The sequence below is a fragment of the Bacillus velezensis genome, assembly GCF_001461825.1.
Classification (GTDB): Bacteria; Bacillota; Bacilli; order Bacillales; family Bacillaceae; genus Bacillus; species Bacillus velezensis.
The window spans coordinates 81,715-98,906 of the sequence record NZ_LLZC01000001.1; the positions used below are offsets into that span (position 1 = coordinate 81,715).

General features: G+C 49.2%; 18 protein-coding genes. 12 read left to right on the plus strand and 6 right to left on the minus strand.

The window, feature by feature from the left end; translation table 11 throughout:
- The first annotated feature begins 19 nt into the window (after window positions 1-19).
- Window positions 20-184 carry a tryptophan RNA-binding attenuator protein inhibitory protein gene (locus AR442_RS00395; RefSeq protein WP_021495300.1) on the plus strand — a complete coding sequence of 55 codons (165 nt, stop codon included), beginning with the start codon at window positions 20-22 and terminating at the stop codon, window positions 182-184.
- 38 nt (window positions 185-222) lie between these two features.
- Here the strand turns inward: AR442_RS00395 and AR442_RS00400 are convergent, their stop codons facing one another.
- Window positions 223-606 carry a DUF2512 family protein gene (locus AR442_RS00400; protein WP_003156684.1) on the minus strand — a complete coding sequence of 128 codons (384 nt, stop codon included), beginning with the start codon at window positions 604-606 and terminating at the stop codon, window positions 223-225.
- A gap of 153 nt (window positions 607-759) precedes the next feature.
- Between AR442_RS00400 and AR442_RS00405 the strand changes: the two genes are divergently transcribed.
- The 4 genes from AR442_RS00405 (at window position 760) to tatC (ending at window position 4,200) form a co-directional block, all read left to right on the plus strand.
- The gene (locus AR442_RS00405; protein ID WP_003156683.1) at window positions 760-1,188 is read left to right on the plus strand and encodes a cell wall hydrolase; all 429 of its coding nucleotides are present in this window, start codon (window positions 760-762) and stop codon (window positions 1,186-1,188) included.
- 263 nt (window positions 1,189-1,451) lie between these two features.
- The gene (locus AR442_RS00410) at window positions 1,452-3,203 is read left to right on the plus strand and encodes an alkaline phosphatase D family protein (RefSeq protein ID WP_014416824.1); all 1,752 of its coding nucleotides are present in this window, start codon (window positions 1,452-1,454) and stop codon (window positions 3,201-3,203) included.
- A gap of 12 nt (window positions 3,204-3,215) precedes the next feature.
- Complete coding sequence (locus AR442_RS00415) at window positions 3,216-3,413, plus strand: twin-arginine translocase TatA/TatE family subunit (RefSeq protein ID WP_003156681.1); 198 nt, start codon at window positions 3,216-3,218, stop codon at window positions 3,411-3,413.
- A 61-nt stretch (window positions 3,414-3,474) separates the two neighbouring features.
- Window positions 3,475-4,200 (plus strand): twin-arginine translocase subunit TatC, encoded by a 726-nt coding sequence (gene tatC, locus AR442_RS00420; protein ID WP_014416825.1) that lies wholly within the window; start codon window positions 3,475-3,477, stop codon window positions 4,198-4,200.
- On the opposite strand, the gene pcp is transcribed toward tatC, so the two are convergent.
- The gene (gene pcp, locus AR442_RS00425) at window positions 4,197-4,844 is read right to left on the minus strand and encodes a pyroglutamyl-peptidase I (RefSeq protein ID WP_014416826.1); all 648 of its coding nucleotides are present in this window, start codon (window positions 4,842-4,844) and stop codon (window positions 4,197-4,199) included. The genes tatC and pcp overlap by 4 nt on opposite strands.
- A gap of 71 nt (window positions 4,845-4,915) precedes the next feature.
- Between pcp and AR442_RS00430 the strand changes: the two genes are divergently transcribed.
- A complete protein-coding gene (locus AR442_RS00430; protein WP_014416827.1) occupies window positions 4,916-6,043 on the plus strand; it encodes an aminotransferase class V-fold PLP-dependent enzyme in 1,128 nt (375 codons plus the stop codon).
- Window positions 6,044-6,077: 34 nt separating this feature from the next.
- Here AR442_RS00430 and lmr(B) read toward each other — a convergent pair whose 3' ends face one another.
- Window positions 6,078-7,517, minus strand: coding sequence for a lincomycin efflux MFS transporter Lmr(B) (gene lmr(B) / locus AR442_RS00435; protein ID WP_053285446.1), 1,440 nt, complete (start codon window positions 7,515-7,517; stop codon window positions 6,078-6,080).
- Window positions 7,518-7,553: 36 nt separating this feature from the next.
- Window positions 7,554-8,120, minus strand: coding sequence for a transcriptional regulator LmrA (gene lmrA, locus AR442_RS00440; RefSeq protein WP_014416828.1), 567 nt, complete (start codon window positions 8,118-8,120; stop codon window positions 7,554-7,556).
- Between the two features lie 177 nt (window positions 8,121-8,297).
- On the opposite strand from lmrA, the gene AR442_RS00445 reads away from it, so the two are divergent.
- The 4 genes from AR442_RS00445 (at window position 8,298) to AR442_RS00460 (ending at window position 12,523) form a co-directional block, all read left to right on the plus strand.
- Window positions 8,298-9,413: a type II asparaginase gene (locus AR442_RS00445; RefSeq protein ID WP_053285445.1), complete on the plus strand. Its 1,116-nt coding sequence runs from the start codon at window positions 8,298-8,300 to the stop codon at window positions 9,411-9,413.
- Window positions 9,414-9,609: 196 nt separating this feature from the next.
- The gene (estA, locus tag AR442_RS00450; protein ID WP_014416830.1) at window positions 9,610-10,254 is read left to right on the plus strand and encodes a lipase EstA; all 645 of its coding nucleotides are present in this window, start codon (window positions 9,610-9,612) and stop codon (window positions 10,252-10,254) included.
- A gap of 137 nt (window positions 10,255-10,391) precedes the next feature.
- Complete coding sequence (locus AR442_RS00455) at window positions 10,392-11,462, plus strand: helix-turn-helix domain-containing protein (RefSeq protein ID WP_053285444.1); 1,071 nt, start codon at window positions 10,392-10,394, stop codon at window positions 11,460-11,462.
- 128 nt (window positions 11,463-11,590) lie between these two features.
- Window positions 11,591-12,523, plus strand: a complete 933-nt coding sequence (locus tag AR442_RS00460; RefSeq protein WP_014416832.1) for an aldo/keto reductase — start codon at window positions 11,591-11,593, stop codon at window positions 12,521-12,523.
- A gap of 43 nt (window positions 12,524-12,566) precedes the next feature.
- Here the strand turns inward: AR442_RS00460 and AR442_RS00465 are convergent, their stop codons facing one another.
- Window positions 12,567-13,562 carry a DUF5105 domain-containing protein gene (locus tag AR442_RS00465; RefSeq protein WP_014416833.1) on the minus strand — a complete coding sequence of 332 codons (996 nt, stop codon included), beginning with the start codon at window positions 13,560-13,562 and terminating at the stop codon, window positions 12,567-12,569.
- 122 nt (window positions 13,563-13,684) lie between these two features.
- Between AR442_RS00465 and AR442_RS00470 the strand changes: the two genes are divergently transcribed.
- Both AR442_RS00470 and AR442_RS00475 read left to right on the plus strand, forming a co-directional pair.
- Complete coding sequence (locus AR442_RS00470; protein WP_032863975.1) at window positions 13,685-15,085, plus strand: YcdB/YcdC domain-containing protein; 1,401 nt, start codon at window positions 13,685-13,687, stop codon at window positions 15,083-15,085.
- 200 nt (window positions 15,086-15,285) lie between these two features.
- Window positions 15,286-16,644, plus strand: coding sequence for a YcdB/YcdC domain-containing protein (locus AR442_RS00475; RefSeq protein ID WP_014416835.1), 1,359 nt, complete (start codon window positions 15,286-15,288; stop codon window positions 16,642-16,644).
- Here AR442_RS00475 and AR442_RS00480 read toward each other — a convergent pair.
- On the minus strand, window positions 16,641-17,144 hold the full coding sequence (locus tag AR442_RS00480; RefSeq protein WP_014416836.1) for a peptidoglycan L-alanyl-D-glutamate endopeptidase CwlK: 504 nt from the start codon (window positions 17,142-17,144) through the stop codon (window positions 16,641-16,643). The genes AR442_RS00475 and AR442_RS00480 overlap by 4 nt on opposite strands.
- Between the last annotated feature and the right edge of the window lie 48 nt (window positions 17,145-17,192).

Here is a 17,192-nt window from a genome sequence, read left to right on the forward strand (position 1 = left end):
CAAAAAAGGAGGGATATTCATGGTGATCGCAACCGACGATCTTGAGCTCACGTGTCCGCATTGTGAAGGAACCGGCCAGGAGCAGGAAGGGACGCCCTGTCCGAAGTGCGGCGCGAAGGGCGTCATATTGACCGCTCAAGGAAACACGCTGCTGCATTTTATCAGAAAGCATATTGATCAGTGAAATCAAACGAAAAAGGCCGTTATCCGGCCTTTTTTACGTTATTCGGATCGGGGTTCTAAAAAACGGGACCCGCCCAAGTCTTTTCTCATCAGATAAATATGGAAAAAATATTCTCCGACGGCGATGATGACGGCGGAAATAAGAGCGGCAAACGCCAGTCTTCCCCCGGAAATGCCCATGGACAGCGGCATTCCCATCAGCCAGACAACAAGAAACGCGATTCCGAAATCAGCGGACGCCGCCGTAATATTATTCCATCTCGGAAGCACGTACAGGTCGCCCGTAAAGTAGGAAACGGCTCCCAGCACAATGGTCATCAGCAGCACGTCGCCGAATGTAAAGCGAAAACCTAAGCCGAGTATCAGATACAGAATAATGATGGTCATAATGCCTTTAATGGCAAGCGCTTTAATGTGTTCCATGCGAATTCCTCCTTATGGAAATCATGTTAGTATGTTTCCTCATAACGTGAAATATAAACCCTTTTTTCGTGAACATTTGTTTTCTGGCTTTTGGCTGTCATCACTGGGCCGCTGCTGAATATGATGAAAGGAGAAAATACGGGAGGTGTCATGATGGCAGTCGTAAAAGCGTCGAGCGCCGATGTCGATCTAATGGCAAGGCTGCTCAGGGCGGAAGCGGAAGGCGAAGGGAAGCAGGGAATGCTTTTGGTCGGCAATGTGGGAATCAATAGGGTGCGGGCGAATTGTTCTGATTTTAAAGGCCTGCGCACCATCAGGCAGATGGTGTTTCAGCCGCACGCGTTTGAAGCGGTGACTCACGGATACTTTTACCAGAGACCGCGTGAATCCGAGCGGAGGCTTGCCCGCAGGAACATTAATGGAGAACGGTTTTGGCCGGCTAAATTCAGCCTGTGGTATTTTAAGCCGCCGGGCAACTGCCCGCAGACTTGGTATGGCCAGCCGTTTGTCGCCAGATTCAGATCCCACTGCTTCTATCAGCCGACAGGTGAGACGTGCGAAAACGTGTACAATACATTTTAATCCCGGGCGCACCGTTCTTAGAATGAACGGTGTTTTTTTAATTTTTTGTGAAGAAAAATAGGAAAAAAGTGCGCTTGACGGATGACAAGCCAAAAAGAAACAGAGGGGGTTTTCTCCCGGCGGGGCAAGGTTTGTCGAAACAATGTGAAAAATGTCTCCCGCCGTCCATTTTTCAGCCTTACAAACCCTTCACACTTCTTCATAGCGGTTTAACATTTCTTTTTTATAATAAGGGCGATCAATGAGACGAAAGGGGAACTGACATGACACATGACGGCCGTTTAGATGAATGGATCAAGGAATTGGAGAACAAAAGCTTTCAGAACAATACGTTTGACCGCCGCGCATTTATACAAGGCGCCGGGAAAATCGCCGGTCTTTCCCTCGGGTTAGCGATCGCGCAATCCATCGGCGCGTTTGAAGTGAATGCCGCTCCGAAATTTTCAAACTATCCGTTCACCCTCGGCGTAGCCTCCGGCGACCCGCTGTCTGACAGCGTCATTCTCTGGACGCGTCTTGCCCCGGACCCGCTGAATGGGGGCGGCATGCCGAAGCAGGCCGTGCCGGTAAAATGGGAAATCGCTACTGATGAACATTTCCGTCACATCGTCAAACGCGGAACGGAAATGGCCAAGCCGAATCTCGGACACTCCGTCCATGTCGAGGCGGACGGGCTCAAGCCCAATAAAGTGTACTATTACCGGTTTAAAAGCGGGCATGAGCTCAGTCCCGTCGGCCGGACGAAAACGCTGCCCGCTCCCGGCGCTGACGTATCCGCCATGACGTTTGCGTTTGCCTCATGCCAGCAGTATGAACACGGCTATTATACGGCGTATAAACATATGGCGAAGGAAAAGCTTGATCTCGTGTTCCATCTCGGAGATTACATTTATGAATACGGACCGAACGAATATGTGTCAAAAACGGGAAATGTCAGGACGCACAGCAGCGCTGAAGTGTATACACTGTCAGATTACCGCAACCGTCATGCCCAATACCGCTCTGATGCCAATCTGAAAGCCGCCCACGCCGCATTTCCGTGGGTCGTGACGTGGGACGATCATGAGGTGGAAAACAATTATGCCAATGTTATCCCTGAAAAAGGCCAATCCGTTGAAGCGTTTGTGCTCAGGAGGGCCGCAGCTTATCAGGCTTATTATGAACACATGCCGCTCAGGCGCATGTCATTGCCGAACGGTCCTGATATGCGGCTGTACAGGCAATTTTCTTATGGCAATTTGGCATCGTTCAATGTGCTTGATACAAGACAGTATAGAGATGATCAGGCCAACGGCGACGGGAATAAGCCGCCTTCTGATGAGTGGAGAGACCCGAAGCGTACATTGATGGGGACAGAACAGGAGCAATGGCTCTTCGGAAATTTAGCCGCCTCAAAAGCGAAGTGGAATGTGCTGGCGCAGCAAATCTTTTTCGCGCAATGGAATTTCGGAACAACCGCCAATCCGATATACAGCATGGATTCATGGGACGGCTACCCGGCTCAGCGGGAGCGGGTCATCAATTTTATAAAAAGCAAAAATCTGAACAATGTCATCGTGCTGACAGGTGATGTTCACGCAAGCTGGGCGTCAAACCTGCATACCGATTTTAACCAAACGAATTCAAAGATTTTCGGAGCCGAATTCGTCGGGACTTCCATTACATCTGGAGGAAACGGGGCGGATAAACGGGCCGATACGGATCAGATCTTAAAACAAAACCCGCATATTAAGTTTTTCAACGATTACCGCGGCTATGTCCGCTGTACGGTGACCCCTGCCCAATGGAGAGCGGATTACAGAGTGGTGCCGTACGTGACGGAGCCGGGGGCTGAGGTATCCACGCGGGCTTCATTCATTTATCAGAAAGACCAGACGGGGATTCGGAAGGTCTCTCAAGCTGCGGTTGCAGGTGGTTTAAAGCAGTCGAACGAGGTGGAAGAGGATCGTTTCTTCGCCCATAACAATGCGCATGAAAAGCAAATGAGAAAGAAACGGGCCAAAATCTCACAATAAGGAGGCACACTCATGTTTTCAAATATCGGCATTCCCGGGTTGATCCTGATTTTCGTCATCGCTCTCATCATTTTCGGACCTTCAAAGCTTCCGGAAATCGGCCGTGCAGCCGGCCGCACGCTGCTTGAATTTAAAAGCGCCGCAAAAACACTGGTCTCAAATGAAGAGCCGGACAAGCAGACGGCTGAGAAAGACAAAACGGCAGGCTGAATCCTGACATGGGGGCAGACGAATCCGCTTCTGCCTCTTTCTCTATAAGGAGGATGTACGATTGGATAAAAAAGAAACCCACTTGATCGGGCATTTAGAGGAAGTCCGGCAGCGTCTCATTAAAACCGTTATCGCCTTTCTCGTGTGTTTTATCGGCGCCTGCTGGTTTGTGCAGGATATTTATGACTGGCTGATCAAGGATTTGGATGGCAGGCTGGCCGTTTTAGGGCCGAGCGAGATTTTATGGGTGTATATGATGATTGCGGGAATATGCGCCCTTACGGCAGCGATTCCGGTTGCGGCCTTTCAGCTCTGGCGTTTTACGGCGCCGGCTTTGACCCCGTTTGAACGCCGCGCCGCTTTGCTTTACATTCCGGGGCTTTCGGTTTTGTTTATCATCGGAATTTCCTTCGGGTATTTTGTGCTGTTTCCGATTGTGCTCGGATTTTTAACACAATTGTCCGCCGGCCATTTTGATATGGTATTTACGGCGGACAAGTATTTTACCTTTATGCTGAATCTTACATTGCCGTTCGGATTTTTATTTGAAATGCCTCTGGCCGTCATGTTTCTGACACGGCTCGGAATCGTGAATCCAACCCGGCTGGCAAAGGCGCGGAAGCTTTCGTATTTTGTGCTGATCGTCGTCTCGGTGCTGATTACGCCTCCGGATTTTATGTCTGACTTTCTCGTCATGATTCCGCTGCTTGTCCTCTATGAAATCAGTGTGACGCTGTCCCGCATCGTTTACCGGAAGAAATGGGCCGAGGCGGCGTCTGCAGCTTAGTGAAGTTCGCCTCCGCCGGTCTCAATATCGTCCTCATGCGCCGCGGCGGTCACCGCGGCGATTTTGAGCGCTTTTGTCACGAGATCCAGGCTGAGGCTCGGCGCAGACTTCTGCAAAGTTTGCTCCGGTATGTACGGGATGTGTATAAACCCGCCGCGGATGTGGGGATGATGGCAGGCGATTTCATCCATCAGGCCGTAAAAGAGATGATTGCATACAAACGTCCCCGCCGTGTAGGATACAGCCGCGGGAATGCCTTCCTTTTTGATTTCCTCAACGATCCGTTTGATCGGAAAGCCGGTCCAATAGGCCGCGGGACCGTCTTGAGAAATGTTTTCCCCGGCAGGCTGGTTTCCTTCGTTATCCGGTATGCGCGCCTCATTGAGATTGATCGCAACCCGTTCCGGCGTGATCTGCATTCTGCCGCCTGCCTGTCCGACACAGATGATAATGTCAGGCTGATGCTTTTTGATCGCCTCGCGCAGCACGGCAAGAGACTTATAAAAAACGGTCGGCACTTGTTCAGATACGATAGAGGCGGGGCCCTCAGCGGCACCGTCCAGCCGTTTGACCGCTTCCCATGAAGGATTGACCGTTTCCCCGCCAAAGGGGTCAAAGCCTGTCAGCAATACTTTTTTCTCCATATAAAACCCTCCTTTTCTTTTTACCATACTCTATAATGGACATATATTCCTGCCGAAGGGGGAAACATGTCTTGAATTCGCCTCTGATGCAATACCGATCTTTATTTCCGGCGCTCCGCACACATACGATGCTCGCCAGCTGCTCTCAAAGCGCTCTTGCCCTGCCGGTTTCAAAAGCGATCAATGACTACCAGGAAAGCCTGCTTCAGCATGGGGGAAACTGGGAAGAAGCCATTGGACGAACGGAGCAGGCAAGGTGTGAATTTGCGAAATTGATCGGCGCCCATCCTGAAGAAATCGCCGTTTTACCTTCAGTAACGGCTGCTGTCTCTGCCGTCGTTTCTGCTTTACCGGATAGCCGAAAGAAACAGGCGGTGTATACGGAATTGGATTTTCCGGCGATCGCCCACATTTTGAAGGCGCAGACTGAGATGGAGCTTTCAGTCGTGCCGTCTGAAGATGGAATGATCCCGTTAGAGCGGTATGAGACATACATATCGGAGCAGACGCTTTTCACCTGTGTGCCCCATGTGTCATATACGTCGGGTTTTGTCCAGGATATGAAGCGCATTGCCGAGATATCCGCAAAGAAGGGATCGCTTCTTTTTGTCGATGCTTATCAATCGGCGGGGCACATCCCGATTGATGTAAAAGAATGGGGAGTTGATATGCTGGCCGCGGGTGCGAGAAAGTATATGCTCGGCATACCGGGAACGGCGTTTCTTTATGTCAGAAAGGAACTTGCCGAACGGCTGAAGCCGAAAGTCACCGGGTGGTTCGGGCAGCAGCGGGCGGCGATGCTGGATTTAACCCGTTTTTCTTATGCGGACGGAGCCAAACGCTTTGAGACCGGAACCCCGGCATTTATCAGCATATATGCGGCACAGGCGGCTTTATCTCTAGTAAACGATGCCGGCACAGACCGCATTCACCAAGAAGTAAAAAAACTCAGCGCATTTGCGTATGAATACGCTTCTGAAAAAGGACTGAATCTCACAGGGCCGCCGTCTGCCGATGACAGACCCGGCATGATTTCCATACGGGATGAAAAAGCGGCGGAAACGGCTGCGCTGTTGAGGCGGAAAAACATCGTATGCGCACCCAGCGGACAAATCATCCGGCTGGCGCCTCATTTCTATAACACGGCCGATGATCTGATCTATGCGATTGATGAACTGGCTGAAGCGCGCGGTATATAAAAAACAGCAGACTCACGGGGAGCCTGCTGTTTTCTTATGAGTGATTCACTTTGACCCGTTTCATAAAGAAAGCGCTGATCAAGCCGATAACGGCGACAATCATCGCGAAGATAAAGGCGTGCTGGACGCCCGCAATCAGCGCGTGAGAGTATGCGGAAGGATCATTCGGGTTTTTCACGGTGCTCATATAATTCTTCTGCCCGGCTGCCATGATGCTGACCGCCACCGCAGTGCCGATTGCGCCGGCCATCTGCTGGAGCGTATTCATAATGGCCGTTCCGTCCGGATAAAATTCCGGCGGCAGCTGGTTTAAGCCATTCGTTTGCGCCGGCATCATGATCATGGAAATGCCGATCATCAGGCATGTGTGGAGCACGACGATGAGAATGGCCGTTGAAGCGCCGGTAATGTTTGAGAAAAACCAAAGTACGGCGGCCGTGATGACAAACCCGGGAATGACAAGCCACTTCGGTCCGTATTTATCAAACAGGCGCCCCGTCACCGGAGACATAAAGCCGTTTAAAATACCGCCCGGCAGCAGGATGAGCCCGGACGTAAACGCCGTCAGCATCAGTCCGCTTTGTAAATACATTGGCAATAGAAGCATTGTCGATAAAATAACCATCATACAGATAAATACAATCACGACACCGAGAATAAACATCGGATAGCGGAAAGCGCGCAGATTCATTATCGGCTGTTTCATTGTCAGCTGCCTGATGGAAAATAAGATGAGCGCGATCGCACCGACAGTGAGCGAACCGATAACCGTCGGGCTTGACCAGCCGTCTGATCCTTCGCCGGCATTGCTGAATCCGAATACGATGCCGCCAAACCCGATCGTAGACAGAATAATGGAAAGCACGTCAATTTTCGGTTTTGTAATGTCAGACACGTTCTGCATGTAGGCGATGCCGAATAAAAGAGCCAACACAAGAAACGGCAGGGAAATCCAGAAAATCCAATGCCAGTTCAAATGCTCTAACACAAGCCCTGAAAATGTCGGACCGATCGCAGGAGCGAACATGATGACCAGCCCGATCGTCCCCATCGCCGCTCCGCGCTTATGCGGCGGGAAGATGACGAGGATTGTATTAAACATCAGCGGCAGCAGCAGCCCGGTTCCTAAAGCCTGCACGATTCTTGCCGCCAAAAGAAACGGAAAGCTCGGCGCAAGCGCTGCAATCAGCGTGCCGATAATGGAAAAAGCGAGTGAAACGATAAACAGCTGTCTCGTCGTAAACCATTGCAAAAGCAGACCCGATACCGGGACAAGAATACCGAGAACGAGCAGATAGCCCGTCGTCAGCCACTGGACGGTCGCAGGAGTGATATGTAACTCCTTCATCAGGTCAGTCAGGGCGATATTCAGCGCCGTTTCACTGAACATGCCGATAAACCCTGCCGTCAGCAAAGAAATCATGATCGGCATGACTTTATATTGTTTGGAAGGCTGAGCGTTTTCCAAAATCATTCTCCTCTCTTTCTATACGTACATGTCTCTCGTATTTTATGTCTTCAGCAGGTTCGGGATTTGTTTAGAAATATGGAGGATCGGCATTTTGTCTTTTTTGGCTAAGGACACAATGATGCCGCCTTCTATCATGGCATTTAAAACAGTGCTGATTTCCGCCGCTTTCTCATCAGAAAAACCGGCTGATCTCAATTTGCCCGCGAACAGATTCTCCCATTCCTGATAAGCGCATTGACAGGCCTGCCGGAGCTTTTCGCTCTTTAAAGCCGTCTCGGCAGCCAGTAAACCGACAGGAAACCCTTCAAAGTTCTCCGGACATGTGAATTGGCTTGATAAGTCCTGTAAAAACGCTTGAATGCTTTCCGCAGGATCAGGATGGGCATCAAGGCTTTCTTTTATTTTCATACGGATATAATGGCTCATTTCATTGACAGCCTCAATGGCGAGCTGCTCTTTGCCGTCTGGAAAATGATAGTAAAGAGAACCTTTCGGCGCACCGCTTTCTTTAATAATCTGATTCAGCCCCGTGCCGTAATACCCCTGAAGCTGAAACAGCCTGGTTGCCGCGGCGAGGATTTTTTCACGAGAATCTCCATAGCTCATAATGTTCCCACCTTACTGATTTTTGACAAATTTAAAATATAGTGACTGGTCTATTATCTTGATTTCGCATGACGGTGTCAAGGTTTTTTAACGGTTATTTTCTTCGGAAGGTTGCCTGACAAGCGCGTTGACCGGTGAGAGGAAAATCTTCATAAATAAAGAAAAGGAGAGAAAAGAATGAAAAAACAATTCATGCCCTTCATTACATTTATCACGGCTCTATTCTTCATCGCGGCCGGCTGCTCCCAATCTCCTCAAGCGAAAGAAACACCGCCCCGGATGGCAGCCGCAGCCCCAGCGAAAAAAGACGGACTTCCGAATATTAAAATTCTTGCCGCCGGCGGCACAATTGCAGGCGCTGCTCCTTCAAAGACGTCCGCTACGGAGTACACGGCGGGGGCAATCGGAGTTGATGCCCTGATTCAGGCCGTTCCGGAGATAAAAGAGGTCGCGCATGTGAGCGGAGAACAGGTTGTGAATATCGGCAGCCAGAATATGAATAACGAGACACTGCTGAAACTTGCAAAACGGGTAAACAAGCTGCTCAAGTCTGATGATACAGACGGCATTGTCATTACACATGGAACAGACACACTTGAGGAAACCGCCTACTTTCTCAATCTGACGGTCAAAAGTGACAAGCCCGTTGTTGTCGCCGGGTCAATGAGGCCGTCCACGGCGCTCGGAGCGGACGGGCCGTCCAACTTATATAACGCTGTAAAAACAGCGGCTGCGCCTGATGCGAAAGGCAAGGGGACGCTTGTCGTATTAAATGACAGAATCGCTTCGGCGCGCTATGTGACAAAAACCAATACAACCGCGGCCGACACATTCAAATCGGAAGAAATGGGTTATATCGGAACAATTGCTGATGCCGTCTATTTTAATAACATCATGACCCGAAAGCATACGAAGGATACAGATTTCAAGATAGATAAACTTGATAAACTGCCGCAGGTCGATATTATATACGGCTATCAAAATGACGGAAGCTATCTCTTTGAAGCCGCCGTAAAATCAGGAGCGCAAGGCATTATTTTTGCAGGCCCGGGAAACGGCTCAATGTCTGATGAGGCCCAAAAAGGCGCCGTAAAGTCGGTCAAAAGCGGGCTGGCGGTCGTCCGCTCCACAAGGACGGGAAACGGAACGGTAACACCTAATCGAGAGTATGAAAAAGACCATTTGACAGCTTCAAACTCTCTCAACCCTCAAAAAGCGCGGATTCTTCTGATGCTTTCGCTGACAAAAACGCATGACCCTAAGCGGATTCAAACCTATTTCAATGAGTACTAGGAGTAGAGAACCGGGTGTTCTCTCCTTTTTTGGTATGCCGTATTAAAGCATAAGCGTGCTTTCGGGAAAGGGGCGTCTTTCTCATTTTTCCGCTCTTTTTTTAATTGTTGAAAACAGTAAAAAATACACTATTTTTTCCTTTTCTCCTCTAATAGAATGAAAACTGCAAAAATATTACATAGCAGGAGGAAAGTTCATGAAACATATAAAAAATAAAATCCTAGTCATCCTTACAGTTTGTATGCTGTCCGTCATTTCCGTATTTGCCTTCCAGCCGACCGTATCGAAAGCCTCCTCAGGGCATAACCCTGTTGTCATGGTCCACGGAATCGGCGGGGCGTCCTTTAACTTCGCGGGAATCAAAACATACTTGGCATCCCAAGGCTGGTCAAGAAAAGAGATGTACGCCATTGATTTCTTAGACAAAACCGGAAACAACAGACACAATGCGCCGAGACTGTCCAATTACGTGAAAAAAGTGCTCAGCGAAACAGGTGCGAGTAAAGTCGATATCGTCGCGCACAGCATGGGGGGCGCCAACACGCTCTATTACATTAAAAATCTTGACGGCGGAGACAAAATCGCAAACGTCGTCACACTCGGCGGAGCGAACGGCCTTGTGACCAACCGGGCGCTTCCGGGGACTGATCCGAACCAAAAGATTTTATATACATCGATTTACAGCTCAGCGGACTTAATCGTCATGAACCCGCTGTCACGGCTGATCGGCGGGAAAAACGTGCAGATTCACGGTGTCGGACACATCGGACTTTTGATGAACAGCCAAGTAAACGGGCTGATTAAAGAAGGTCTGAACGGCGGCGGACAAAATACAAATTAACAGTTTCAAAGCCCCGGAGAATGAGAATATCCCGGGGTCTTTTTTTTCTTCCATATTCTTTTTTCGCCGTAAACCAAGCCCTCTGAAGTTATTTTTGTTAAAATAATAAAGTTATATCAGAATTCGGAGGGTTTATTGTGGGAAAAGTGAAAAGAAATGCCCCTTGCCCATGCGGCAGCGGGAAGAAATATAAAAAATGCTGCGGAAGCAAAGAAGCTGCCATTCCGGCAGACATCGCGGCAAAAGAAGCGAAACAGATTCAGGAAAGCCTAATGGAGTACGCCTTTACAGCACATAGAGACGGCATATCATCATTTATTAACCAGCACGCGTTCATTACGGAGCTGGACAGGCAGACAAAAGACATCGGAGTCTTCAACCTCGGCATCTGGGGAATTTTCTTCCGTCCGCTGGCAGGCGGCAAGACGATTTTTGAAGAATATCTTCAGAAAAAAGCCGGCGGCATCAACCGCCCGAAAACACGGGAAATCGTTGAATCATGGACAAGCATGACACCTGCCGTTATGGTGCTTGAAGATGTGAAAGAAGGAATGATTCACTTTGAAGATGTGATGACGAAAAAACAATTCAAAGTGGAAATGGACGTCAGCCAGCAGGATCTTCCGCCGGCGGGAAGCCTGATTCTCGGCTATCCGATCCACGAAGCGGAAAAAGCGGAGTTCTTCATGCAATTTACGATCTTCCCTGTGAAGCGGACCGAAGCTCTAATCAGCAAAGTGAAAAAGGCGGCGGCCCCGGCCCTTGCGGAAGGAAAATCGCCTGAGCGCTTTATGCAGGAAAACTTCGACACTGTGCTGGCCGCTCTTTTAACAACTGCGGAAGAGTCTGAGCAGGCTGCTGAAGAAAAACAGACAGAGTGGGCCAACGACATGGAGAAGGAAACGGCAGACGCCATTGAAAAAGGCCTGAGCGGGGATGAATACCCGGCTGAGCTGGTTCCGGCCGTGATTGATCTGTGGAAAACGTTCTGTGTCAAAAAAACACCGACGATCAGAAAGCCTGAAGCTTTCGCAGCGGCGGTCGAATATTACGTGAACAGCATTTCTCTGAACGGCGCGTCCGTTTCTCAAGCCAAGCTGGCGAAGAAGTACGGCGTCAGCGCCTCAACGATTTCCAGCCGCTATAAGGAAATCGAGGGTGCTCTCACGGATGAAGCCGAACGCTTCGCCGCAACTCTGACATCTTAATACACAGCAAAAAACCTTGAAGGGCAAACGCTTTTCAAGGTTTTTTCTATAGATAGGCTCTCAGGCAGGATAATTCTTACCGGTTATCTAATACTAAACAGAGCGATAAAAGGAAGGGAGCCTGAGCCATGGATGAGACACGTACGCTGGGCAGGACGGATTTACGGGTAAAGCGTATCGGCTTTGGCGCTAATGCGGTCGGAGGACATAATCTGTTTCCGAATCTTAATGATGAAACGGGAAAAGAACTCATCCGCACAGCGCTGGACGGCGGCGTCAATTTTATTGATACGGCGTTTATATACGGTTTGGGGCGTTCCGAAGAGTTAATCGGTGAAGTTGTCGCAGAGCGCGGCGTGCGGGACAGCCTCGTGATTGCGTCAAAAGGCGCGCACAAAGAGGTCAACGGACAGATCGAGCTGGACAACAGCCGTGAATTTCTCCGGAGTGAGGCGGAAAACAGCCTGAAGCGGCTGAAAACAGACGTGATTGATTTGTATTACGTCCACTTCCCTGACGGCAAAACACCGCTCTCCGAAGTGGCGGGCACGCTAAAAGAACTGAAGGACGAAGGGAAAATCAGAGCAATCGGCGCCTCCAATCTCAGTTTCCGGCAATTGCAGGAGTTTAACGCGGACGGCTATTTAGAGGTTTTTCAATCGGAATATTCACTGATTCAGCGTGAGGCGGAGCATGATCTGCTGCCTTATTGTGAAAAGAACGGCATTTCCTTTATTCCTTATTTCCCGCTTGCTTCCGGCTTGCTGACGGGAAAGTTTACAAAAGACACAGTCTTTGAGGACAGCCGAAAGAACAGGCCGCCGTTTCAGGGAGAAGCTTTTCACCAAAATCTGGAGCGAGTGGATAAGCTTCGGGCCGTTGCGGAGGAAAAAGGGGCGCAGACAGCGCATATCGCACTCGCATGGCTTCTGTCGCAGCCGGCGGTGGATGCGATCATTCCCGGAGCCAAACGCCCCGACCAGCTGAAACACAATCTGGACGCGCTTCATGTGCAGTTAACCGAGGATGAGGTTCAATTTATCAGTGACATCTTTAAGTGAAAATAAAAAAAGGAAATAGCCTGCGCTATTTCCTTTCTTGTTGTCAGGACGTTTTCAAAAACGCTTCTGTCAATCCTTCCAGATCGGCGTCTGTATCCAGATACCACTGGCCGCGGGCGTTTTTCTTCATCTCGATTTCTCTTGTAACGGAAGAAGAAGCCGGTTTCAGGCGCATAAACTCTTCCGGATAGACAGAAAGAAGGTGGCTGACAATTTCGTTTTCATCAGCATCAGGGTGCTTTCCGGCATAGTCTTGCACGCGGTCTTGCAGCTGGCCCGCAAGCGGAGACATATCAAGCGGCGTCACTTTTGCTTCAAGGACGGCTTTTTTGCCTGACATGGATTTGGTATGCACCTTGAGCTCTGTGTTATCCCGAAGCGCTGATGACATGGCGTCAATAATAGCGGTAATGGCTTTTGAATCCGCCTGTTCTTGTGAAATGCCTGCAGAAGCGATAAAGCTGGCTTTCGCCGATTCCTGATATGCGGCGGCCGTCATTTTTTCATTTACACCGGTCAGGCGGGTGAAATCTTTATTGTGCTTGCCGTACAGCATCACATCAATGTATGCGGATAATGCGTCCGCCGGGTCAGGTTTTGCGTTTGAGGCTGTGCCTTTGACTTTCAGTTTATAAGATAAAGGCTTCGCGTCTTTTGCCTGCGGCTGATATACCAATTCATAGGATTTGCCTTCGTCAGCCGTGAAGTACAGATTGCCCGTCACTGTCTTACCCGCATGAAGCGTGCCGCTCTGCAACAAGTCTTCCTTATCGGCCTTGGCTGTTTTTGCGTCATCCTGATAAAGCGAGAAGTCGCTGCTTTTGACGGTAAGCGGGTCTTTGCCCGTATTTTTGACGGTGACCGTTACTTTCAGCGCGGCCGAATGTTCAGTATCGTCTGAAGCGGCCCATGCCGTATCTTTTATTTTCACTTTCGCCGTGCTGCTTTCCTGGCCGCCGCTCGTTTCGCTGCTGCATGCGGCGGTAAATGCCGTGAGAAGCAGAATGAAAAACAAGGCGCTCATTTTTTTGATGGACATCTGGTTTACCCCCTGTTGTTATTAATTCGATAGTCATGAAGACAGACAGGTTAATTATACTAGTTTTGTATAAAAGAGTCTTGGTAATCATCAATCTTTTTGGAAGAAAAGGAAGTGTTATGATGAAAAAAGAAGAGTTGAAACAGCTGGCTCTCCGAATCGGAAACGTACCTGCCCGCTATGAGAGTAATGTGGAAGAATACCAGGAAGATGAGGTTCTGTTTTGGTGGGAAGATAAGAATGATCCGGAAGCCGGCATCATGGTCGAATTAGACCGGGACGGAAAACTGAAATACTTATCCCGTCCGGCTTTCCGGACTGATCTGCCGCCTCTTTCGGAATCGGACATAGAAAAACGGATGCGGGCGTTTTTAGAAACCCATCGTCCTGGGGCACTGGCTGAGTTCGAGTTGGAAAACAGCGGCTCCGCCAATGATGGTGATGTGAGATATTCCTATGTTCAGATGGCTGACGGTCTGCCGCTCCCGCTGACCGGGTTTTACGTCGACCTGTCTTTGACAGGGGAAGTAACCGGCTTTTCTTACCATGGGAAGGCCGATGATCTTGTAAGACCCGGAACAATTGCGGACAAGCGGGAAGCATTGGCTCACTTTGTCAAACATATAGAAGCAGAACTGTTGTTCACCGTACTGCATCAGTCCGTCTATGTGCAGGGGGATGACAAGCCCCATCTCGTCTATGAAATTGTGTCTCCGACGCGGCCGATATCGGCCGACCTGAAGGAAGAGAATGCAGAAATAGACGAATATGAAGAGCTGGAAGACGACACGCTGCCGTATGTCCCGATTTCACGCCCTGCACCTGAAACGGAAAAGATGAGCATCAATGACATGATCGGGCTGCACGACGGTTTTTATAAAGAGAGGGAAAGCGATCTTGGAGAGGGCTGTATCGGCATTGCCTGGCGTCCTGAAAAAACAAAATCCGTACGGGAAGATAAAAGCTTTGAAAGTCTGTTTAAAGAACGGAATGAACACGTATTGAAAACAAGGTATGATAAAGAATCGGACCGGCTCACCGGGGTGATGTCATTTATAAAAGTTGAAGGCGAACCGGTGTTTTCCGAGGAAGAATGCCATCACATGGCCATCCGCTTTTTATTCGCCATGTTTCCGGAAGCGGATCAGTATTTCCGGGTTCAATATGATGAGCCGGATGATGAAGGAGAAAACGTGGGACTTACATATAAGGCTTGTTCGGGCGGCGTTGATTTGCGATTCGGAGAGGGGAGAATCTGTGTCAGCAAAAAGACGGGTCTTGTCACTTTTTATATGCCGCCGGAAATTGATCCGAAAGAGCTCCAGGAAATCGATCCCGTTCCTTCATTGACAATGGAAGAGGCGAAGGATGCGATCCGCCGGGCCATTAAAGCAGAGCTCGCTTGGGACCATTGTTACGATGACGACAGCTGCGGAAAAGTGTACAGGCTCGTATACAAGCCGGTTTTCCCGCGGTTTATTGAGGCTCATACGGGAGAAGCGATCACGAGTTTAATAGGCTGAAGGTCATGGGCGTTCGTCCCGGGTCTTTCACGGGGAATGTGACATTTGTATGAAAAAGAGCCGCTCTGAATACGGCTCTTTTCCCTCTTTGCTAAAAATAGACACATAAAAGGCACTTTCTTCCCTTTAAAAGGATAAGGACGTTTTTATATAATAAAAAACAGTTCTTTTTTATACACTCTTCTGAAAGGATGACCCCATTGCTGAAAGAACATCTGAGAAAAAAAGCGCTGGAAATCGGGAACATACCGCCGCACTATGAGCTTGAAATAGAAGATTATGATGAAAAACAAAAAACGAAAGCCTATTATATATGGAAAGATCGTAACCAGCCGGATAAAACGGTCACGATTGAGCTGGGCGACGACGGATCTTTGCTTACTTATTCACGCAACGACTGTCCAGGTTCAGACATGCAGCTGTCAGACGCCGAATTAAAGCTGACGGCTCTTCGGTTTGCGGCGAGACACCGCCCGCTTACTTTTATGAATTTCATCTTTCAGGCGAAGGAAGAACGCAATGGGTGCATCCGATTTATCTATACAAAAAAAGTGCTCGGCCGGCCGCTTCCCGATTCAGGTTTTTTCGTTGATGTAACCAGGAGCGGCTTCGTCGTGCAGTTTATCTATTACGGGGATAAGGGTGAAGCGTCCGTTCCGGAAACATTCGTCGATCGGGAAAAGGTCGTCTCGCATTATATGAGTGTGCTGACATTCAGTCTCGTCTATGATGTGGTCAATTTTGAGAAAATACCGCGTCTCGTCTATGAACCGATTCTGCCGGCTTACAGCTATCCGGCCGGTGAAGATGATATCGTGCCGGATCAGCAGCTTTGCGAAGACAGGAATGAGCCGGCAAAACCGCTTCCCGCGTTTGAACATAAACGGGAAATCAGCCTGGATGAATTAATGGGGTTTACCGCGGATATGGTTCAGACGCGCCGGCGTGATCTCGGGGATGAGATCGGAACGACATGGCGGAAAGGGTCGGTTCCGGAACGGAAAGATTTGAGTATCGAAAGCTATTTTGAAAGCAGCAACAAAAATACAATGAAGATGAAAACGGACAAAAAGACAGGGAAAATGACAGCCTTTAAATCTTTTATTGAGCATCAGGGCCCGGCCTTTTATTCTGCGGAAGAGTGTGAGGCCGTCGCGCTTCAATTTTTATACAAGCTTTATCCGAGAGCGGACGAGTTTTTTAAAATGAACCCGGTGAAAACGGACGGAAGGGGCAGGTTCCGCTTCCATTTTTCCATATGGCATCAGGATATTCCGCTGCGGTTCGGCGCTGCGAGAATACTTGTCAGTCCCGTAACGGGGCTTGTGGAAGCTTACATGGCGCCTGACATTGACCCGGAGCAGCTGGAGAAGATCAATCCGGTGCCGGCCGTTACTCCCGAAGAAGCAAAGGCCGCTTTTTTATCCGATTTCCATCTGCGGCTGGAGTGGCAGCGCGATTTTACGCCGTCCGGCAATGAAGGATATAAGCTTGTGTACAGGCCTGTCTATCCTCCGTACATTGATGCGCAAAAGCGAAAAAAGAAAAGGTTTTATTAGCCAGGGATCATTTGTAAATGAGGATAATCTTTAAAGCCTCTCCAATCGCCTCCCCAATCAAAACCGAGCTTTTTGGCAATCGATACGACCTCAAGCCAATCGGGCGTGCCGTTTCGGTTTCCGTCGTACGTCATATCCCAAATCAGGCTTCCATCCTTTTTTTGCAGGGCGAAGTCGATCGCAAGGCCGTAATTGTGGTAAGATTCCCCGCCTTTTGCGTAGGTGACGATATTTCCTTTTTTTGAACGTCCTTGACGGTACAATTCGTTTTGTTCCTCAATTGATCTGAAACCCTCTGTGATAACGACGGTGATGCCTTTTTTCAGAGCGGCCGTCTGCAATAGCTCCGCATTCTGTTTCACGAGCGGATGAAGAGCGCTTGGAATGGCTCTGTCTTGTAATGCCGTCTGCGGCCTCAATTCTTTCTGCACATAGGAAAAACATAGGTCTGCGGAAAAGAAGAGGATCAAAAGCAGCGCAATTCTGACTGATAGTTTCATGGTGAATTCTCTCTTTCTTTAATTGGTTAAAATCTTTGTTTGCTCACT

What these genes read in the sequence shown, in the direction of transcription:
- AR442_RS00395 (WP_021495300.1), top strand. Translation starts at nt 20, where the DNA reads ATGGTGATCGCAACCGACGATCTTGAGCTCACGTGTCCGCATTGTGAA.
- AR442_RS00400 (WP_003156684.1), bottom strand. Translation starts at nt 606, where the DNA reads ATGGAACACATTAAAGCGCTTGCCATTAAAGGCATTATGACCATCATT.
- AR442_RS00405 (WP_003156683.1), top strand. Translation starts at nt 760, where the DNA reads ATGGCAGTCGTAAAAGCGTCGAGCGCCGATGTCGATCTAATGGCAAGG.
- AR442_RS00410 (WP_014416824.1), top strand. Translation starts at nt 1,452, where the DNA reads ATGACACATGACGGCCGTTTAGATGAATGGATCAAGGAATTGGAGAAC.
- AR442_RS00415 (WP_003156681.1), top strand. Translation starts at nt 3,216, where the DNA reads ATGTTTTCAAATATCGGCATTCCCGGGTTGATCCTGATTTTCGTCATC.
- pcp (WP_014416826.1), bottom strand. Translation starts at nt 4,844, where the DNA reads ATGGAGAAAAAAGTATTGCTGACAGGCTTTGACCCCTTTGGCGGGGAA.
- lmrA (WP_014416828.1), bottom strand. Translation starts at nt 8,120, where the DNA reads ATGAGCTATGGAGATTCTCGTGAAAAAATCCTCGCCGCGGCAACCAGG.
- AR442_RS00445 (WP_053285445.1), top strand. Translation starts at nt 8,298, where the DNA reads ATGAAAAAACAATTCATGCCCTTCATTACATTTATCACGGCTCTATTC.
- estA (WP_014416830.1), top strand. Translation starts at nt 9,610, where the DNA reads ATGAAACATATAAAAAATAAAATCCTAGTCATCCTTACAGTTTGTATG.
- AR442_RS00460 (WP_014416832.1), top strand. Translation starts at nt 11,591, where the DNA reads ATGGATGAGACACGTACGCTGGGCAGGACGGATTTACGGGTAAAGCGT.
- AR442_RS00465 (WP_014416833.1), bottom strand. Translation starts at nt 13,562, where the DNA reads ATGTCCATCAAAAAAATGAGCGCCTTGTTTTTCATTCTGCTTCTCACG.
- AR442_RS00470 (WP_032863975.1), top strand. Translation starts at nt 13,685, where the DNA reads ATGAAAAAAGAAGAGTTGAAACAGCTGGCTCTCCGAATCGGAAACGTA.
- AR442_RS00480 (WP_014416836.1), bottom strand. Translation starts at nt 17,144, where the DNA reads ATGAAACTATCAGTCAGAATTGCGCTGCTTTTGATCCTCTTCTTTTCC.